This window comes from Streptomyces sp. 7R007, from assembly GCF_054850255.1.
Map to the genome: position 1 here is coordinate 44,571 of NZ_JBTWMV010000016.1, position 17,825 is coordinate 62,395.

Annotated in this window: 15 protein-coding genes and 1 riboswitch; of the genes, 4 read left to right on the top strand and 11 right to left on the bottom strand. The window is 72.3% G+C overall.

The window, feature by feature from the left end; all coding sequences use genetic code 11:
- Positions 1-43: 43 nt before the first annotated feature.
- From ACYF6T_RS21910 to ACYF6T_RS21920, 3 genes are all read right to left on the bottom strand, one after another.
- Positions 44-2,149 carry a sensor histidine kinase gene (locus ACYF6T_RS21910; RefSeq protein ID WP_461698494.1) on the bottom strand — a complete coding sequence of 702 codons (2,106 nt, stop codon included), beginning with the start codon at positions 2,147-2,149 and terminating at the stop codon, positions 44-46.
- Positions 2,150-2,646: 497 nt separating this feature from the next.
- A complete protein-coding gene (locus ACYF6T_RS21915; RefSeq protein ID WP_461698495.1) occupies positions 2,647-3,426 on the bottom strand; it encodes a DUF429 domain-containing protein in 780 nt (259 codons plus the stop codon).
- A gap of 122 nt (positions 3,427-3,548) precedes the next feature.
- Positions 3,549-4,790, bottom strand: a complete 1,242-nt coding sequence (locus ACYF6T_RS21920; protein ID WP_461698496.1) for an MBL fold metallo-hydrolase — start codon at positions 4,788-4,790, stop codon at positions 3,549-3,551.
- 251 nt (positions 4,791-5,041) lie between these two features.
- On the opposite strand from ACYF6T_RS21920, the gene ACYF6T_RS21925 reads away from it, so the two are divergent.
- The 3 genes from ACYF6T_RS21925 to ACYF6T_RS21935 all read left to right on the top strand — a co-directional run bounded on the left by ACYF6T_RS21925 (position 5,042) and on the right by ACYF6T_RS21935 (position 7,286).
- Positions 5,042-6,220: a glutamate dehydrogenase gene (locus ACYF6T_RS21925; RefSeq protein WP_461698497.1), complete on the top strand. Its 1,179-nt coding sequence runs from the start codon at positions 5,042-5,044 to the stop codon at positions 6,218-6,220.
- A 122-nt stretch (positions 6,221-6,342) separates the two neighbouring features.
- Entirely contained in the window at positions 6,343-6,630 is a 288-nt protein-coding gene (locus ACYF6T_RS21930) for a hypothetical protein (RefSeq protein ID WP_461698498.1), read from the top strand.
- 62 nt (positions 6,631-6,692) lie between these two features.
- Positions 6,693-7,286 carry a TetR/AcrR family transcriptional regulator gene (locus tag ACYF6T_RS21935; RefSeq protein WP_461698499.1) on the top strand — a complete coding sequence of 198 codons (594 nt, stop codon included), beginning with the start codon at positions 6,693-6,695 and terminating at the stop codon, positions 7,284-7,286.
- Between the two features lie 64 nt (positions 7,287-7,350).
- Here ACYF6T_RS21935 and ACYF6T_RS21940 read toward each other — a convergent pair whose 3' ends face one another.
- The 4 genes from ACYF6T_RS21940 to ACYF6T_RS21955 all read right to left on the bottom strand — a co-directional run bounded on the left by ACYF6T_RS21940 (position 7,351) and on the right by ACYF6T_RS21955 (position 12,661).
- A complete protein-coding gene (locus ACYF6T_RS21940; RefSeq protein ID WP_461698628.1) occupies positions 7,351-8,136 on the bottom strand; it encodes an SGNH/GDSL hydrolase family protein in 786 nt (261 codons plus the stop codon).
- A gap of 145 nt (positions 8,137-8,281) precedes the next feature.
- A complete protein-coding gene (locus tag ACYF6T_RS21945) occupies positions 8,282-8,998 on the bottom strand; it encodes a DUF6250 domain-containing protein (RefSeq protein WP_461698500.1) in 717 nt (238 codons plus the stop codon).
- A 178-nt stretch (positions 8,999-9,176) separates the two neighbouring features.
- Positions 9,177-10,100: a M23 family metallopeptidase gene (locus tag ACYF6T_RS21950; RefSeq protein ID WP_461698501.1), complete on the bottom strand. Its 924-nt coding sequence runs from the start codon at positions 10,098-10,100 to the stop codon at positions 9,177-9,179.
- 4 nt (positions 10,101-10,104) lie between these two features.
- A riboswitch (cyclic di-AMP (ydaO/yuaA leader) is annotated at positions 10,105-10,261 on the bottom strand.
- A gap of 315 nt (positions 10,262-10,576) precedes the next feature.
- Positions 10,577-12,661: an alpha-galactosidase gene (locus tag ACYF6T_RS21955; protein WP_461698502.1), complete on the bottom strand. Its 2,085-nt coding sequence runs from the start codon at positions 12,659-12,661 to the stop codon at positions 10,577-10,579.
- Between the two features lie 169 nt (positions 12,662-12,830).
- Between ACYF6T_RS21955 and ACYF6T_RS21960 the strand changes: the two genes are divergently transcribed.
- Complete coding sequence (locus ACYF6T_RS21960; protein WP_461698503.1) at positions 12,831-13,628, top strand: tyrosine-protein phosphatase; 798 nt, start codon at positions 12,831-12,833, stop codon at positions 13,626-13,628.
- Positions 13,629-13,642: 14 nt separating this feature from the next.
- On the opposite strand, the gene ACYF6T_RS21965 is transcribed toward ACYF6T_RS21960, so the two are convergent.
- From ACYF6T_RS21965 to dxs, 4 genes are all read right to left on the bottom strand, one after another.
- Complete coding sequence (locus ACYF6T_RS21965; protein ID WP_461698504.1) at positions 13,643-13,762, bottom strand: DUF6126 family protein; 120 nt, start codon at positions 13,760-13,762, stop codon at positions 13,643-13,645.
- A complete protein-coding gene (locus ACYF6T_RS21970) occupies positions 13,759-14,379 on the bottom strand; it encodes a helix-turn-helix domain-containing protein (protein WP_461698505.1) in 621 nt (206 codons plus the stop codon). Before ACYF6T_RS21970 ends, ACYF6T_RS21965 begins: the two co-directional genes overlap by 4 nt.
- A gap of 82 nt (positions 14,380-14,461) precedes the next feature.
- Positions 14,462-15,847, bottom strand: coding sequence for an aspartate aminotransferase family protein (locus tag ACYF6T_RS21975; RefSeq protein ID WP_461698506.1), 1,386 nt, complete (start codon positions 15,845-15,847; stop codon positions 14,462-14,464).
- Complete coding sequence (dxs, locus tag ACYF6T_RS21980; protein ID WP_461698507.1) at positions 15,844-17,808, bottom strand: 1-deoxy-D-xylulose-5-phosphate synthase; 1,965 nt, start codon at positions 17,806-17,808, stop codon at positions 15,844-15,846. The genes ACYF6T_RS21975 and dxs overlap by 4 nt, the downstream gene beginning before the upstream one ends.
- Positions 17,809-17,825 lie beyond the last annotated feature (17 nt).

A 17,825-nucleotide genomic window follows, 5' to 3' on the forward strand; every position in this document is an offset into this window, starting at 1 on the left:
AGGTCTGCGGGAGCGCTGGGGGCGGGGGTGGGAACGGGGCTGGTCATCCGGCCGGTGTGCTCCCGTCGTGCCGGATGGGGTGGTCGGTACCGGGCGCGTTGTCGTGCCTGTGAGCGGTGTCGTGCGCGGTACGGGCCTCGTGCCCGGCGGGCGCGGGCATGGGGGTGAAGGACAGCGGTGGGGACGGGAAGGTGGGGGCTGGGGACATGGGGGACGGGGACGTGGGGGACGGGGGCATGGGGGATGCGGACATGGGGGGTGCGGACATGTGGTCCGGGTCCGGGGCCGGGTCCGGATCCGGGTGGCGGGAGGCGGCGGTGTGGGGCGGCTCTATGTGGCTTGCCTCTACGTGGCTTGCCTCTACGTGGCTTGCCTCTACGTGGCTCGCCTCCATGTGGTCCGCCCCCGCGTGGTCCGCCACCATGTGGTCCGCCTCCATGTGTTGTTGGGCCTCCGCGAGGGTGATGCCGCGCTGGAAGGCCGCCATGAGGCCGGGGTCGTGGCCGGCGGTGGGTTCGTAGTCCTGGCGGGGCGCCGGGCCGTCGCGGAGTTGGGGTGCGATGTGCTCCTGGGCGCGGCGCCGGGGCAGTTGCGGCTTGCCCATGGTGCCGCGGACGGTGCCGGCGCGGGGCATGGGCGGTGCGTCCGTGTTCTGCGCGAGCAGACGCCGGTCGTCGGGCCTGATGCCGGGCACCGCCTCCGCCGGGGTGGGCCGGCCCTCGTGCGTGCCGCGCACCGGCAGCGGCGGGGCCGGTGCGCCGCCGGGGCGGGCGGCGCCGTTCTGCACGGATGCCCCGTTGTGCGGGGTGACGACGGGCTGACTGCCCGTGCCGGGGCCGGGTGGGGCGTAGGGCAGCGGGGGCGACGGCGTTCCGCCGGGCCGCGGCTGTCCCGGCCCGCCGCTGCCGCCGTGCGCTTGCGGCAGGGCGCCGGGGACATCGGGGCCGGTGCCCAACAGGCCCTGCGGGACGACGAGTACGGCCTGCACACCACCGTAGATGTTGGTCTGCAGCCGGACCGTGATGCCGTGTCGGCGGGCGAGCTGGGAGACCACGAACAGCCCGATGCGGCCGTCCGCCAGCAGGCTGGCGACGTTCACCTGGTCCGGGTCGGCGAGCAGCGCGTTCATCCGGCTCTGCTCGCCGACGGGCATGCCCAGCCCGCGGTCCTCGACCTCGACGGCCAGTCCGGAGGTGACGAGGTTGGCGCGCAGCAGGACCTGGGTGTGCGGGGCGGAGAACACGGTGGCGTTCTCGACGAGTTCGGCCAGCAGATGGATGACGTCGGCGACGGCGTGCCCGCGCAGCTCGCCGTCGATCGGGGGCACGAGCTTGACCCGGGAGTACTGCTCGACCTCGGCGATGGCGGAGCGCAGCACCTCGGTCATGGAGACGGGGTGGCTCCACTGCCGCCGGGAGACGGCGCCGCCGAGCACGGCGAGGTTCTCGGCGTGGCGGCGGATGCGGGTGGCGAGGTGGTCGACGTGGAAGAGGCCCTTGAGCAGGTCGGGGTCCTCGATCTCGTTCTCCAGCTCGTCGAGGATGGAGATCTCGCGGTGCACCAGCGACTGCAACCGCCGGGCGAGGTTGACGAAGACCTCCAGCTTCTGTTCGCTGCCCGCCTGGCTGGAGAGCTGGGTGGCCTGGACGACGGCGCTGACGGCGCCGTCGTGGGCGCGGGCGAGGTCGGCTGCGAGGAGCTCGAAGTCGTCGGCGTCCTCGGGCGGTCCGCCACGGGGTTTGCGCTTCGGCGGGCCCTCGCCCCGGCGCAGCGCCTCGACGAGGGCCCGCAGGTCGGCCTCGCCGCGGGCGGTGCTGCGGCGCAGGGCGCCGATGCGGTCGCTGACGCAGCGGGCGGCGCGATCGGCGGCGACGGCCGCGATGACGATGCCGGCGAGGGTCACGGTGACGGCACCGGTGAGGACGCCCCACAGGGCGAGGCCGGGCCGGGCCCCGGTGGAGCGGACCGTGAACAGGACGGCCGCGCAGGCGCTGAGGGCGACCGCGACCGGCGGCAGTACGGCGAGCCGGAGCAGCTGGGGCCGTATCCGGGCCTCGGGCAGCGAGGGAGCGGGGTGGGCGACCGGCCGTCCGTGCCGGCCGCCCTCGCGGCGGTCTGCGCGTGCGGCCGGTGCGCGGAGGTGAGACATCGGTGTCCTCGTACTGGTCCGTCGGTGCCGGGGCGCGGTCTGCGCCGTTCGGGCATGCGTCGCGGTGTCGGTCGCCGGAGCCGGGAATTCGGCCTCCCGTCGCCCAACGGACACTCACAGTAGTCGCCAAGGCATCACGTGCGGTGGGCAGTTGACAAAGTCCCCCGGAGAGCGTCCCGCTCTGGTATGAGAGCTCGCACGACAGACCGATAAACCGCGCAGGCATACGATCCTGTCGGACGGTGCGCCGATCAGAGCTGGTCAGAAGCGGTCGCGAGCGGGCATCGGAGAGGACGGAGACCGGCGGCGCCGCTCCTCGTCGACGACCGTCGCTTGTCCGCTCGCGGCCCTTCCGGGACCGTTTTCGGCGCCTCTCGCCCTCTTACTGGCCTTCCCCTGAACGTCACTGAGCGTGTTGACCGGGAATCGGTCGCTTCAACGGAGGAACCGAGACCTCCAGCGGAAGAAGACCGGCGAGAACGTCGGCCGGCGAGTGGTCAGTTCCCGCGCAGTGCGGCGAGGTCCGGTCCGGGCAGATGGATCCACCCCTCCTGCCGGGCGGCGGCACGCTCGTCGCCGGTCTGCGGCCATCGGGTGTCGCCGACCAGGACGGCGCGGGCGACCAGGGCGCAGACGAACGCGTCGAGATGGTCGTGGCTGTCGAGGCACCGCGACCGCGCCGACGGCGGAAGGGGGCACGCGAGGCCCGTCTCGATCGGACGGAGCACCTCCTCCCGTACCGCGCGCGCTTCGGCAGTGCCGTTCTTGTAGCTGCGGCCGAGCCGGACGCCCCACAGGCGCAGGGCCGCGGCGGGGTACACCTCGGCGACCGCTCCGGAGCCGTCCCGGGGCACGGGAGTGCCGCTCGCCCCGAGGGCGTCCAGGAGGCGGGCGGCGCGCAGGGCCACGACGCCGAGGAGGTCGGTGGAGACCGACAGCGGCGGCCGTGTCGAGGTCGTCTTCCAGGTGAGGTCGTCGGTCAGCCGGAACCGCAGGGCGTCCAGGCCGGGTCTGCCGTCCGCGCGCTCCCCGAAGCGCGCCGGGGAGGGCAGCGGGCGGCCCTCGTGGTGGGCGAGGACGGTGGCCACGAAGCTGGACGGCCAGCCGAGCGGGCAGTCCAGGCCGGTCTTGTCGGCCGCCCGCACGAGGTCGAGCAGCGCCTCGTCCCCGTCCGGCACCGGGAACTCGACCGCCGACAGACTCCCGTCCGCCGCCCAGCCCAGCCGGCACACGGCCGTCCGCCGCGCACTGGCGGCGAGATCGACCCCGACCGTCACGCTCTCCCGCACCACCACCCCGCAAGCCTCCACCACAACGCCGTGCCGACCGCCCCACCCCGGTCGGACGCCCGGCGCACCGGATCGTGGCGGCCGCGGCACCGACCAGGCAACGGCCTGCGTCAGCCGGCCGCCACCGTCTCCGGCTCCCCGGTGTCCTCCGCCGTGTCGGCCTGGTCGCGTGACGCCGAGTCCGCCGTCGCCTTCAGGGCCGCGCCCGCCACCGCGTCCGTCACGGGCCAGCCGCCCGCCGGCGCCTTGGCTGCTTCGCGCCACCACGGGGTGGCGGGAACCGACTCGGCCGTGGGCTCGAAGGGCTCGCCGGCACGGGGCAGCGCGATGCGGGCGCCGGCCGCGCGGGCGGCGGTGACGGTGCCCTCGCCGGGGTCGGCCCAGGCGTGGGTCGCCAGGTTGAAGGTGGCCCAGTGGATGGGGAGCATCACGCCGTGCGGCTGCCCGCCCTGGAGGTCGAGGTGGGCCCGCATGCCCTCCTCGGGCGTCATGTGGATGTCGGGCCAGAAGTCGGAGTAGGCACCGATCTGGATCATCGTGGCGTCGAACGGGCCGTGCGCGGCGCCGATGTCCTTGAAGCCCTCGAAGTACCCGGTGTCGCCGCTGTGGTAGATGCGGTGCTCGGCACCGGCGACGGACCAGGAGGCCCACAGGGTGTGCTGGGTGTTGCGCAGGCCGCGGCCGCAGAAGTGACGGGCCGGGGTGGCGGTGAGGGTGAGTCCGCCGACCTTGGTCTCCTCGTGCCAGTCCAGCTCGCGCAGGCGGTCGGCGGACACGCCCCAGTGCTCCAGGTGGGCGCCGACGCCGAGCGGCACGGCGAACAGGGTGTCCGTGCCGGCCAGCGCCTTGATCGTGGGCATGTCGAGGTGGTCGTAGTGGTCGTGCGAGATGACGACGACGTCGACCGGGCCGAGCGCGGCCAGCGGCACCGGAACGGGGTGCAGCCGCTTGGGTCCGACGAAGGAGAACGGGGAGCAGCGCTCGCCCCAGACGGGGTCGAAGAGCACGCGCTGCCCGTCGATCTCGGCGAGGACGCTGGAGTGACCCATCCAGGTCAGTCGCAGTCCGGTCGCGGGCGGCCGGGCGATGTCGGCGAGCGTCGTCGGATGCACCGGCACCGTGCCCTGGGGGCCGCGGCGGGGACGCTCGTCCTTGTCGAAGAAGACCTTCGCGAAGTCGAGCATGGAGCCGTCGGGCCGGGTGCGCGCGGTGCCCCCGGGATTCTGGAAGACCCCGTCCTTGAAGTGCGGTGATCTGCGGATGCGCGCCATGCGCTCGCCGCTCGGGTCCGCGCCGAAGGCCGCGGGCTGCAGCGCGCGGAGCCCGGAGCTCAGGGAACGGAAACCGGACACGGTACCTCCAGGTGGAGTCGGTGAGGCATTCCATTATGGTCCGCCCCTCTGACAACACCCGATCGTCCCCGCCCCGGCGTGCGGATTCCAAGGAAAACCCAAAGGAGGAGCCGGCGGGAGCCAGAGGAGACGGACACACCCGCCTTCCCATACTGACCAGCGGTTCAGTAAGAATGTGCCGGCGGACATGCCCGCAGTCCGCTGCCGAAGACACCGCACCGCCGAGAAGCCCGCACGACCGAGGAGACCGCATGACCGCGCCCCTGTTGTCGCTGACCTGGACGGACCACGCCACCGGACGCAACGGCTACCTGGTCGTCGACCGGCTGGTGCGCGGCGTCTCCAGCGGCGGGCTGCGGATGCGGGCGGGCTGCACGCTCGACGAGGTCGCCGGTCTGGCGCGCGGGATGACGATGAAGGAGGCACTGCACTACAACCCCGAAGGGCGTTACGTCCCCCTGGGCGGCGCCAAGGGTGGCATCGACTGCGATCCGCGGGACCCGGGGGCGTACGGCCTGCTGGTGCGCTATCTGCGCGCGATGAAGCCGTACGTGGAGACGTTCTGGACCACGGGCGAGGACCTCGGCCTGACCCAGGACCTGGTGGACCGGGCGGCGGCGGAGGCCGGGCTGGTGTCGTCGGTCCAGGCGGTGTATCCGCTGCTGGACGACGAGCAGGCCGCGCGGCGGCGGCTCGCGGACGCGTTCGCCGTCGAGGTGGACGGCATCGGGCTGGACGAGCTGGTGGGCGGCTGCGGGGTGGCCGAGGCGGTGCTGACCGCCCTGGACCGGGCGGGCAGGCCGTACGCCGGCACGCGCGTGTCCGTGCAGGGCCTGGGCACGATGGGCGGGGCGACGGCCCGGTTCCTCGCGCGGGCGGGCCTCACGGTCGTCGCGGTCGCCGACATCAAGGGCACGATCGCCAACCCGGCGGGCCTCGACGTGGAGGCGCTGCTCGCGGCGCGGGACGCGTACGGCACGGTGGACCGTTCGGCGCTGCGCCCCGGCGACCGTGAACTGCCGGGCGAGGCCTGGCTGTCCGCCGAGGCCGAGGTGCTGGTGCCGGCGGCCGTGTCGTACGCCGTCGACACGGGCAACCAGGCGCGGGTGCGGGCGCGTTGGATCGCCGAGGCGGCCAACATGCCCGTCCTGCCGGAGGCGGAGGAGCTGCTGACCGCGCGCGGGGTGACCGTGCTGCCGGACGTGGTGGTCAACTCCGGGACGAACGCCTGGTGGTGGTGGACCCTCTTCGGCGACATCGGCGCCGACGCGGACGAGGCGTTCGCCCACACGCGCCGCTCGATGCGCGCCCTGACCGAGCGGATGCTGACCCGCGCGGAGGCCGACGGGACGACTCCGCGGGCCGCCGCGCACGCCATCGCCGCGGACCGGCTGCCGGTGATCGCCGAGCGCTTCGGCTGGTACCGGTGACGGCCGAACCGCCCTTGGGGGACACCATGTTGGCCCCCGGCCGGGGACCAGCCCACTGCCGACGCAGCCCTCGGCATGGAGGCACACGCCGTGCTGTCGGGCCACCAGTGGAGTCCGGCGGCATGACGGTTCAGCTCTGTGTGCTGCTGTGGGCGCGGCCCGGTGCCGCCCGGGCGCTCGCCTCGTACGAGGACAAGGTGCCGGCGCTGCTGCCGGAGCACGGCGGTCGGTTGGTGCAGCGGGCCCGCGCGGACGGCGCCGACGGACGGCCGGACGAGGTCCAGCTGATCGAGTTCGCCACGCGGGCGGGGTACGACGCCTTCATGGCCGACGACCGGCGTACCGCGCTGGCCGGTGAACGGGACGCGGCCGTCGAGCGGACCGACCTGTACCAGGTCGACCTCGTCTGACCGTCGGCGCCGGGGCGCTGCCCGCCACGGCGGCCCCGGCGGGGACGCAATAGGGTGACGGCGTGGCGAGAGTGCGGTTGAGCGTGGCCGAGCGGCGCGAGGAGCTGCTGCGGGCCGCCATCGAGCAGATCGAGGCGCGCGGCGTGGCGGCGGTGCGGATCGCCGACGTGGCCTCGGCGCTCGGTGTGAGCAACGCGCTGGTGCTCTACCACTTCTCGACCAAGGAGAAGCTGGTCGCCGCCGCCTTCACCTACGCGGCCGAGGACGACCTCGCGCACCTGCGCAAGCTGCTCGGCCGCCGCACGACGGCGCTGCGCAGACTGCGCTCGGCGGTGCGCTGGTACGCGCCGACCGGCCAGGCCAAGGGCTGGCGGCTGTGGATCGAGGGCTGGGCGGCGGCGCTGCGCGAGCCGGCGCTGCGGGAGGTCACACGGGACCTCGACCGGCGGTGGAAGGCGGCGCTGGCCGAGGTCATCGCGGAGGGCGTCGCCGCGGGCGAGTTCCACTGCCCCGACCCGGCCGCCACGGCCCTGCGGCTGACGGCCCTGCTCGACGGTCTCGCCGTGCAGCTGACGTCCTACGCGGGCGCGGTCTCACGAACCCGGGCACAGGAGTGGGTGGACGAGGCACTCGCCCGCGAACTGGGACTGCCGTAAGCGGCGTTGACAGCCCGCGAAACGCTGGGCACCCGCGTCTCACCCCACCCCCGCGCGTTCCCGCTCACGCCACCGAGGCGATCCGCATCTTGATGTCGTCCGGTGACAGCGCGCCCTTCGCCGTGACGTGGTCGCCCGACGACTCACCGCGCAGCCGGCGGCCGATCCACGGCACCAGGTACTCGCGCGCCCAGTGCACGTCGTCCCGCCGCACCTCGAACGTGCCGCGCGGCGGAAGCGGCGGCCAGGGCTGGTCGGGGTCGGCCGGCACCTCCAGGCCGAGGACCTGCCCCGCGCGCAGCGCCACGCGCGTGTGCCCCTCGGGCGAGAGGTGCAGCCGGTCGTCGTCCCAGGCCCGGCGGTCCTGGACGGTCTTGAGCGACCACAGGTCGAGCACCGGGCAGCCGTACCGGTCGGCGATGGCCCGGACGTGACCGTTGTAGGTGGCGATCTTGCCGCGCAGATGCTTGAGCACCGGGACGCCCCGGGTGTCGAAGCCGGTCGTCACCATGACGGTGCCGGCGGCCTCCGTGAGCCGCGCGACCGCCCGCTCGAAGCGCTCGGCGACCTCGTCGGGGTCGGTGCCGGGCCGGATGATGTCGTTGCCGCCCGCGCAGAAGGAGATCAGGTCCGGCGCGAGGTCGATGGCCTGCGGGACCTGGTCCGCCACGATCTGGTCGAGCAGCTTGCCCCGCACGGCGAGGTTCGTGTAGCTGAAGTCGCCCTCGGGCCGCCGGTCGGCGAGCAGCACCGCGAACCGGTCGGCCCAGCCGACGAACGCCCCGTCGGGGCCGGGGTCGCCGACGCCCTCGGTGAAGCTGTCCCCCACCGCGACGTACGACCCGATCACTGCTCTGCTGTCACTCTTCGAATCGTCTGCCACAGCAGGTCATGATTCACCTTTCAATGTGACCTACGCGACCGTAAGGAGGGCTTGACGAGTGGTGACATAAGCCACTGACAAAAGATTCACCAAGCCAGGAATAGGTGTCCTGTCAGGGCTGTTGAGGCGTCGACCACACCCGGAACCCGGTGATGCGGAAGTGGCTCCACACCGTGCGGAAGGCGAAGTGCCCACCGGTGTACGGCTCGGGGTCCGCGTAGTCGAACACGAGCCGCCCGTTGTTCCACCAGCGGACCGTGGAGCCGTCGGAGACGATGCGGACGCGGTTGGGTTCGTTGGCTGCCAGGAGCGGCTCGGTGTAGTCGTAGACGAGCGGGCGGACGCCTGCCTCGCCGACGTAACGGCGCAGCCGGGTCGTGGTGTTGTAGTTGGCGCCGTATCCCACGTAGTAGGTCCTCAGGTAGTCGTACTCGTCGAGCGCCCCGCCGCGCCGGATGGCGAAGAGGTCGTCCGGGGAGCGGACGTCGGTCGCGTTCCAGAAGTTGTTCAGGTCGGAGACGCGGTCGTCGGCCCCGCCCGCCGAGACGGGAGTGGCGGTGTATTCGAGGACGTACGGCCCTTCGAGCCGCTTCCTGAACCAGACGGTCGCGCCGCTGGGCACGTCGATCTCCAGGACCCCGCGGGAGGCGGTGACGGTGCCGCCGTCCTGCAGTTCGGTCACCCACTGGCCGAGGCCGTGCCGGAAGTCGTCGTGGGCGATCAGCCGGCCCCGGCGGCGCGGGGCGGCGTGCGCGGCCGGCACGGGAGCGAGGGCGGTCAGGGCGGCGCCGGTGGCGAGGGCGGCGAAGGCTCTGCGCGTGGTCGTCACGTCGGACGGCTCCTTCGGAGGAGAGGACAGCGAGCGCGGATAGCAAGCGCTTTCACTCGGGTGGGGATCACTCTCCCCTCACCCGCCCCCGTCTGTCGACACCGCGAGCACACCGAAGGCCGGACCCGGGGATCGGGGTCCGGCCTTCGGCAGCGTGTCAGGCGCTCGGTCGGTGGGGTCAGCCGACGGCGACGCCCTTGGAGCGGAGGTAGGCGACCGGGTCCACGTCGGAGCCGTAGTCCGGCGTGGTGCGGATCTCGAAGTGCACGTGCGGGCCGGTCACGTTGCCGGTCGCGCCGGAGAGGCCGAGCTGCTGGCCCGCGGTCACGGTCTGGCCGACCGAGACGGAGAGCTGCGACATGTGGGCGTACTGCGCGTAGTAGCCGTCGGCGAGCCGGACGACGACCTGGTTGCCGTACGCGCCGCCCCAGCCGGCGGTCACGACCGTGCCCGCGCCGACGGACTTGACGGTGGTGCCGGTCGGCACGACGAAGTCGACGCCGGTGTGGTAGCCGCTGGACCACATGCTGCCGGCCACGTGGTAGCCCGTGCCGATGGTGCCGCCCGCGACCGGCAGCGTGAAGCCGCTGGAGGAGCTGGTCGACTGGGCGGACTGCGTGGTGGTCGTGTCCTTCGAGGACGTCCGGGAGGACGAGGACGAGGAGGACGACGAAGACGAAGAGGAGGACGGGGTCGACGACTTGGTGGTGCCCGTCGTCGCCTTCTTGCCGATGCTGAGCTTGAGACCGGGGTGGATCAGCGAGGGGTCGTCGCCCACGGCCTGGCGGTTGTCGGCGTACAGCTTCTTCCAGCCGCCGGCCACGTGCTGCTCGTCGGCGATCTTCGCGAGGCAGTCACCGGTCCGCACGGAATAGGTGCGCACACCGGAGCCGGCGGTCGACTGCTTCTTTTCGGCGGTCGCCTTCTGGGTCGCCGGAAGGGCCTGGACGGCCTTTTCCGAAACAGACTGGGAAGTGGCGGCGTGGGCGCCGGCGGCCCCCATCAGGGGGAGGGCGAGCGCGGCCCCGCCGGTGCCTGCGACGGCTATCGAGCGGGTGAGGCGCTGGGTCTTCGGACGGCGGTGCTTACCCTTCGCGGGCATGACGAATTCCTCTCCGGCGCCTGCGAGGTGAGCTGTCGGGTGCGGGCTGGAGATGCCCGGCCGCGCCTGGACGCGGCTTAACCCCTAGCCGTTCCGGGAACCGGAACAGGCGGTCGTACCTGTGGGTCCCCCGCTCCTGCCGTCACGGGTGAGTGGTGCGGTCTCCGGGCGGCGGCAGGATTGGGCGTCCGTCCGGATTGGTGGCGAACGTAAGCGACCACGACGCAAAGGGACAAGTGACGGTTCCCTGTGAATGCCTTTCCCTTGATCCCTTTCGGGAATTCGCGGTCACCCTCCGTGAATCAGCGTCATGGTCGTTTTTCCAATCACCCTGAAAAACCGCGCGGATTACGTGAACATGACGCGCCACGCACGGTCACGGATATGACGCTCCTCACGTGACGCTGCTCCAGCGTCCTTTACTCCAGAGCGAGTTGGAATGAAATCCAATCAAGGCGCCAATTCGGACAGAACGCTCAGATGCGGCGCAGCCGGAGAACCGTCGCATCCAGATCGCCGCGCAGCCCGGTCCGCAGTCCGTGATGCAGCAGGACGGCACCCCTGTGGGTTTCGCCCGTTTCGAGGCATTCATACGATGCCGTGGGGTCGAGGGCGCGCAGCCGCAGCGCCGGTACGGGCTCGCCGTAGCTCTGCGCCTGGAGCCAGGCGAGGACGACCGTCTCGTCCCCGCGGACGTACTGCACGGCGCTCAGCCCGCCCTGCGGCGGCCGCAGGCGGTAGAGGTCGCCGTGCTGGACGAGGGGCCGGATCTCCTTGTAGAGGGACACCCACTCCCCCGCCTCGGCGAGCTCCTCCTCCGTCCACCGCGACAGGTCCCCGCCGACGCCCAGCACGCCGGCCATGGCGCTCACGAAGCGGAAGCGCAGCGAGCTGCCCCGCCCGTTGAGCTGGGTGTTCGGGCTGTCGGTCACCCAGGCGGCCATCACGCGCGCGGGATGGATCTGGCTGAAGCCGTGCTGGATGGCGAGCCGGTCGAGCGGGTCGGTGTTGTCGGAGGTCCACACCTGGTCCGTACGGCCGAGGACACCGAGGTCGATGCGTCCGCCGCCGCCCGAACAGGACTCGAAGGCGACGTGCGGATGGGCGGCGCGCAGCCGGTCCAGCAGAGCGTAGAAGGCGCGGACGTGGTCGACCCACAGGCGCTGCGGGTAGGCGTCGCCGGGCCAGCCGGCGTCGGTGAAGCAGCGGTTGAAGTCCCACTTCACGTAGTCGACGGGGGCGCTGGAGAGCAGTCCGTCGAGCTGCTCCCAGAGGTACTGCTGGACGTCCTCGCGGGCGAGGTTCAGAACGAGCTGGTTGCGGAACTCCGTCCGCTTTCGTCCCGGTTGGAACTGCACCCAGTCGGGGTGCGCACGGTACAGGTCGCTGTCCGGGTTGACCATCTCGGGCTCGACCCAGATACCGAACTGCATGCCGAGGGCGTGCACGTAGTCCGCGAGGGGCTTGAGGCCGCCCGGGAAGCGGTCGGGGTTGGGCGTCCAGTCACCGAGGCCGGCCCGGTCGCTGGTGCGCTTGCCGAACCAGCCGTCGTCGACCACGAACAGCTCGACGCCGATCGCCGCGGCCCGGCGCGCCAGGACGCCCTGCTGCTCCTCGGAGATGTCGAACTCGGTCGCCTCCCAGGAGTTGAACAGCACGGGCCGGTCCCGCTCCGCGTCCGGGATGACGTACGCGCGCTGGTAGGCGTGCCAGGCCCGGCTGGCGCCGCCGAAGCCGCCCTCGCTCCACAGGCCGGCGAAGACGGGGGTCTCGTACGAATCGCCCGGCTCCAGGCGCAGCAGGCCGGAGTCGTCGTAGCCGGCGCCGCCGGTGATCTGCACGCGCGCGTCGGGCAGTTGGGCCACCGCGATCCGCCACGAGCCGGACCAGCCGAGCGCGCAGCCGTACACCTCGCCGCGCTCCTCGGTGGCGTCGGTGTCCAGGGCGACCCAGGGCAGGTGCTGGTGGCCGGTGTGACCGCGGCGGCTGCCGAGGACCTTCTCGCCGTGGGTGAGCGGCGCGCCGGTCAGCCGGGACTCGGCGGCCCAGCGCCCGTGCAGGTGCGACAGGCGCCAGCCCTCGCGGTCGGGCAGGGTCCAGGTGGCGGCGTCGGCCCGGAGCACCTCCACGGCCGGCCCCTGGTTGTCCAGGCGCACCCAGCGCTCGACGACGTCACCGCGCATGCGGTAGTGCAGCGTGATCGTCAGGCCGTCGTCCCGGAAGCGCAGCCGCAGGCCGTCGCCCTCGCCCTCCCGGTCGTCCTCCTCGTGGCCCTCGAAGCGCCACTCGGTGCCGCGCCGCTCCTCGGTGCGCACGGACAGCGCGGGGCGCGTGAAGCGCGCGCCGCCCTCGACCGGGTACTCCTCGCGCCCGTCGAGCGGGGACTCGAAGGGCCGGTAGTCGGGCAGCGGGCGGACGGCCAGGGCCTCCGCGTCCGCCAGGGCGATCCGGGGCCCCCAGTGCAGGTGCAGGAGCTCGTCGTCGGCCGTGAGGTGGACGGCGTAACTGCTGGCCGGCCCGGAAAGAACCCAGGTACGGCCGTCGTCGGAGATCTCCAGCATCGAACCCCCACAGTTTCGAACAGGTGCGATCACGCAGCAACATCATCAACGTCCGCGGGCCCTGTCGGCAACGCCTGTGGACAACTCATTGCCTCAGGAACCCGTGTCGTATCGTCGAGAGGTGCCCGTCGACGAGCCGCGACGGCGGAGCCGACTGGGAGGAGCCCCCGTGACGCAGCAGATACCGTCGACCGAGCCCGAGCTGGCCGGAGTGCGCAACTTCCGCGATGTGGGCGGCCTGCCGACGGTGGACGGGCGTCGGGTGCGCCACGGGGTGCTGTTCCGCAGCGGTCACCTCGCGCACGCGACCGAGGAGGACGCCGCGTTCCTCGCCTCCCTGGGGCTGCACACGATCTTCGACTTCCGCAACGCGGCCGACCAGAAACTGGAGGGCCCCGACGTCGAGCTGCCGGGCGTGCGCAACGTGAACCTGCCGCTGTCCGACCCGGCGGACGGCGCGGAGTTCTGGAAGATGGTCCGCGACGGCGACATCGAGCAGCTGCGCGGCATCCTCGGGGACGGCAAGGGCGCGGACCGCATGATCGCCTCCTACCGCACGATCATCAGGGAGCGCACCGCGGAGCACTCGCGCGTGCTGCACGCGCTCGCCGAGGACAGCGTCCCGACGCTGATGCACTGCGCAGCCGGCAAGGACCGCGCGGGCCTGTCCGTCGCCGTGACGCTGCTCGCCCTGGACGTGGAGCGGGACGCGATCGTGGCCGACTACCTGGAGTCCAACGCCAAGCACCGCCGCTACAAGGTGCACCGCGGCGGTGACACGCGCTCCGCCTACTCCCCCGAGGTCATGGAGCTGCTCAGCCCGCTCTTCGACGCACGCGAGGAGTATCTGCTGGCCGCCTTCGAGGCCATCGAGGAGAGGTGGGGCGCCGTCGACACCTACCTGGAGCAGGGGCTCGGCGTCACCGCGGAGGTCCGGGAGCGGCTGCGGGAGCGGCTGCTCGACTGACGCGGCGCCGGGGGCTACTTCGCCCCGACCTCGAAGAGCAGGTAGACGAAGGCCGCGAAGAGGTGCCCGACGGCGATGTAGACGATCAGGCGCACCCACAGGGCGCGGGGGAACTTCTCCTCCATGTTGCTCATGGCATGTCTCCGGTCGTGGGGCCGAGGCACAGGGTGGCCGTCGGGCTCTGCAGCAGGGTGTGGACGAAGAGGAGCTCGACCCCTTCGGGATCGCGGGCGGCGATGCGGTGCGGGGTGAGCGAGTCGAAGTGCGCGCTGTCGCCCGGTCCGAGCCGGTGCGCGGTGTCCCCGAGGCGCAGCAGCAGCCGCCCCTTGAGGACGTACAGCCACTCCTCGCCGGGGTGCACGCGCACGATGTCGCCCTGGGTGCCGTGCGGCACCTGGACGCGCAGGGCCTGCATCCCGCGGCCGGACGCGCCGGCCTGCCAGTAGGTCCAGCCGCCGGCGGCGGTGGGTTCCATGTCGGCGGCGCGCACGACGGCGTCCCGGTCGGCGACCGTCTCGCCCAGCAGCTCCGAGACGGTCGTACCGTAGATACGGGCGAGTCCGAGCAGCATGGGCAGCGAGGGCTGGCGCTGTCCGGTCTCCAGCCGGGAGAGGTGGGCCGGCGACAGCCCGGCGGCGCGGGCCGCGGCCTCCAGGGTGAGGCCGGCGCGCCGCCGCAGCGCGCGCAGCTGCGGTGCCACGGCGGGCAGGGCCTCGTCCGGTCCGGCCGCATCGGCCGCTGAGGAGCTCATGCCTCCATTGAGCCGCAGGCTTGCCCCTGGGACAAATTTCTTGCCTCAGAGGCAAATCGCTGCCGGGTCGGGGCCTCGGCTCTTACCGGTTGGCCACCGCCTGCTTGATCAGTGTCCTGCCGAAGTCCCACATCAGCCCGCCGCCGCTGTGCGCGTCGTCCATCACGTCCGTGAAGGCGTCGACGAACCGGTCCACCTCCCGCTCCCCGATGACCAGCGGCGGGATCAGCTTGATGACCTCCAGGTGGTCGCCGGAGACCTGGGTGAGGATGCGGTGCCGCTGGAGCAGGGGGACGACGACCATCTGCGCGAACAGGCCCTTGCGGGCGGCCTGCAGCATGGTCCAGCGGCTGCGCAGCTTCAGCGACCTGGGCCGGCCGAACTCGATGCCGATCATCAGTCCGCGGCCGCGGACGTCGGCGAGCAGCTCGTACTTGTCGGTCAGCGCGGCGAGCCGGGACCTCAGCTGCTCCCCGGTCGCACGCGCGTTGGCGACGATCTGTTCGTTCTCCATGACCGACAGCACGGCCAGGCCGGCCGCCATGGCCTGGGCGTTGGAGCCGAAGCTCGCCGAGTGCACCAGCACGCGGTCCATCGAGGAGTAGACCTTCTTGAAGATCCAGTCCTTGCCGAGGGTCGCGCCCACGGGGACGTAACCGCCCGACAGCGCCTTGGCCACGCACACCAGGTCCGGCTCCACGCCCTCCTCGTGCTGGTAGGCGTAGAAGTCGCCGGTACGGCCCAGGCCCGTCTGGACCTCGTCGGCGATGAGCAGCGCCTTGTGCCGGTGCAGCAGGTCCTGGGCGGCGCGCAGATAGCCGGGCGGGGCCTCGTGCACGCCCTTGCCCTGGATCGGCTCGACGATCAGGGCGGCGACGTCGCCCTTCTTCACCTCCCGCGCCAGTGCGTCGAGGTCGCCGAGCGGGACGGCGGTGTCGGGCAGCAGCGGGGCGAAGCCGTCCCGGAAGCCGGCCTCGCCGTTGACGGACAGGGAGCCGGTGGTCAGGCCGTGGAAGGCGTGGTCGCAGTAGAGGATCCGCGGCTTGCCGGTGGCGAACCGGGCGAACTTCAGCGCGGTCTCCACCGCCTCCGTACCGCTGTTGCCGAAGAACACGCGGTCCAGGTGCGGGCTGTGGGCGAGGAGCCGCTCGGCCAGCAGTCCGGGCAGCGGCTGGCAGTCGAAGCGGGTGAGGTCGGCGAGCTGGGCGTCGAGGACGTCGTGCAGCGCCTTGCGGACGACGGGGTGATGGCGGCCCAGCCCCATCACCCCGAACCCGGCCAGCATGTCCAGGTAGTCGTTGCCGTCCGCGTCCCAGAAGTACGCGCCCTCGCCGCGCTCGTAGACCTTGTCGAAGCCGATGGTGTGCAGCATGCGCGGGAGTTGGTGGTTGAGGTACTTCCCGTGCAACTCGTACCGTTCGGCTCCGCGCTCGGCCAGCAGCGCGGCGAGGTCGAACTCCTTGGTCATTCGGCTTTCTCCTTGACTGGGACGGCCGCCTCGACGACGGGGACGGCCGCGTCGGCGCCGACGCCCTCGGCGGCCTCCACGACGTCCGCGGCTTCCTTCACGGCCAGGCTGGCGCTGATCCGCCCGGCCACCTCGACCGGCGTGAGGCCGATGTCGGCGAGCACCTCCCCGCGCTTGGCGTGCGCGAGGAACTGCTCGGGGATGCCGAACCGCCGTACGGGCACGTCGACTTCGGCGTCGCCGAGGGCCAGGGCCACGGCGGAGCCGACGCCCGCCGAGCGGCTGTTGTCCTCGACGACGGCCACCAGGCGGTGCTCGGCGGCCAGGCCCGGCAGCGCCGGATCGACGGGTTTGACCCAACGGGGGTCGACCACCGTGCAGTTGACGCCGCGGGCTTCGAGCAGTTCGGCGGCCTGGAGGCAGACCGGCGCCATCACGCCGACGGCCACCAGCAGCACCTCCGGCCGCTCGGCCCGGTGCAGGACGTCCATGCCGCCCACCCGGTCCACGGCCGGGATCTCCGGCCCCACGGACTCCTTGGGGAAGCGGACCAGCGTCGGCGCGTCGTCGACGGCGACGGCCTCGCGCAACTGGGCGCGCAGCTGGTCGGCGTCGCGCGGGGCGGCGATGCGCAGCCCGGGCACGACCTGGAGGATGGACATGTCCCACATGCCGTTGTGGGAGGGCCCGTCGACGCCCGTGACGCCGGCCCGGTCCAGCACGAAGGTCACTCCGCAGCGGTGCAGCGCCACGTCCATCAGCAACTGGTCGAAGGCGCGGTTGAGGAAGGTGGCGTAGACGGCGACGACGGGGTGCAGGCCGCCGGTCGCCAGCCCGGCCGCGCTGACCGCCGCGTGCTGCTCGGCGATGCCGACGTCCCAGACCCGGTCGGGGAAGCGAGCGGCGAACTTGCCGAGGCCCACCGGGTGCAGCATGGCCGCCGTGATCGCCACGACGTCGTCGCGCTCCTCCCCGATTCTGACGATCTCGTCGCCGAACACCGAGGTCCAGGAAGGGGAGTTGGACGGCACGAGGGGCTCGCAGGTGAGCGGGTCCATCACGCCGACGGTGTGGAAGTGGTCCTCCTCGTGGGCCAGGGCGGGTTCGTAGCCGCGGCCCTTCTCGGTCAGGCAGTGCACGAGCACCGGCCCGTGGAAGCGTTTCGCTCGGCGGAGCGCCGACTCGACGGCACCGATGTCGTGTCCGTCGATCGGGCCGACGTACTTCAGGCCCAGGTCCTCGAACATGCCCTGCGGGGCGAAGGCGTCCTTGAAGCCCTTCTTCGCGCCGTGCAGGGACTCGTAGATGGTGTTGCCGACGACGGGCGTGCGCAGCAGCACCTCCTTGCCCCAGGCCAGCACCTTCTCGTAGGAGTCGGTGGTGCGCAGCGTGGCCAGGTGGTTGGCGAGGCCGCCGATGGTGGGCGCGTAGGAGCGCTCGTTGTCGTTGACGACGATGATCAGCGGCCGGTCCTTGGCGGCCGCGATGTTGTTCAGCGCCTCCCAGGCCATGCCGCCGGTCAGCGCGCCGTCGCCGATGACCGCGACGACGTGCCCCTTGTCGCCCTGCACCTGGCGGGCCTTGGCGAGCCCGTCGGCCCAGCCCAGGGCGGTGGAGGCGTGGCTGTTCTCGACGATGTCGTGCTCGGACTCCTCGCGCGAGGGGTAGCCGGACAGGCCCCCCTTGCCGCGCAGCTTGGAGAAGTCCTTGCGCCCGGTCAGGATCTTGTGGACGTAGCTCTGGTGGCCGGTGTCCCAGACGATGCGGTCCACCGGGGACTCGAAGACCCGGTGGAGCGCGATGGACAGTTCCACCACCCCCAGGTTGGGCCCGAGGTGTCCGCCGGTCCTGGCGACCGCGTGCACCAGGAACTCCCTGATCTCCTCGGACAGTTCGCGAAGCTGCGTCTCGGACAGCGCCTTCAGGTCGCGTGGTCCCCGGATGTTCTCCAGAATCGTCACGCTCGGGCCCCCTTCGG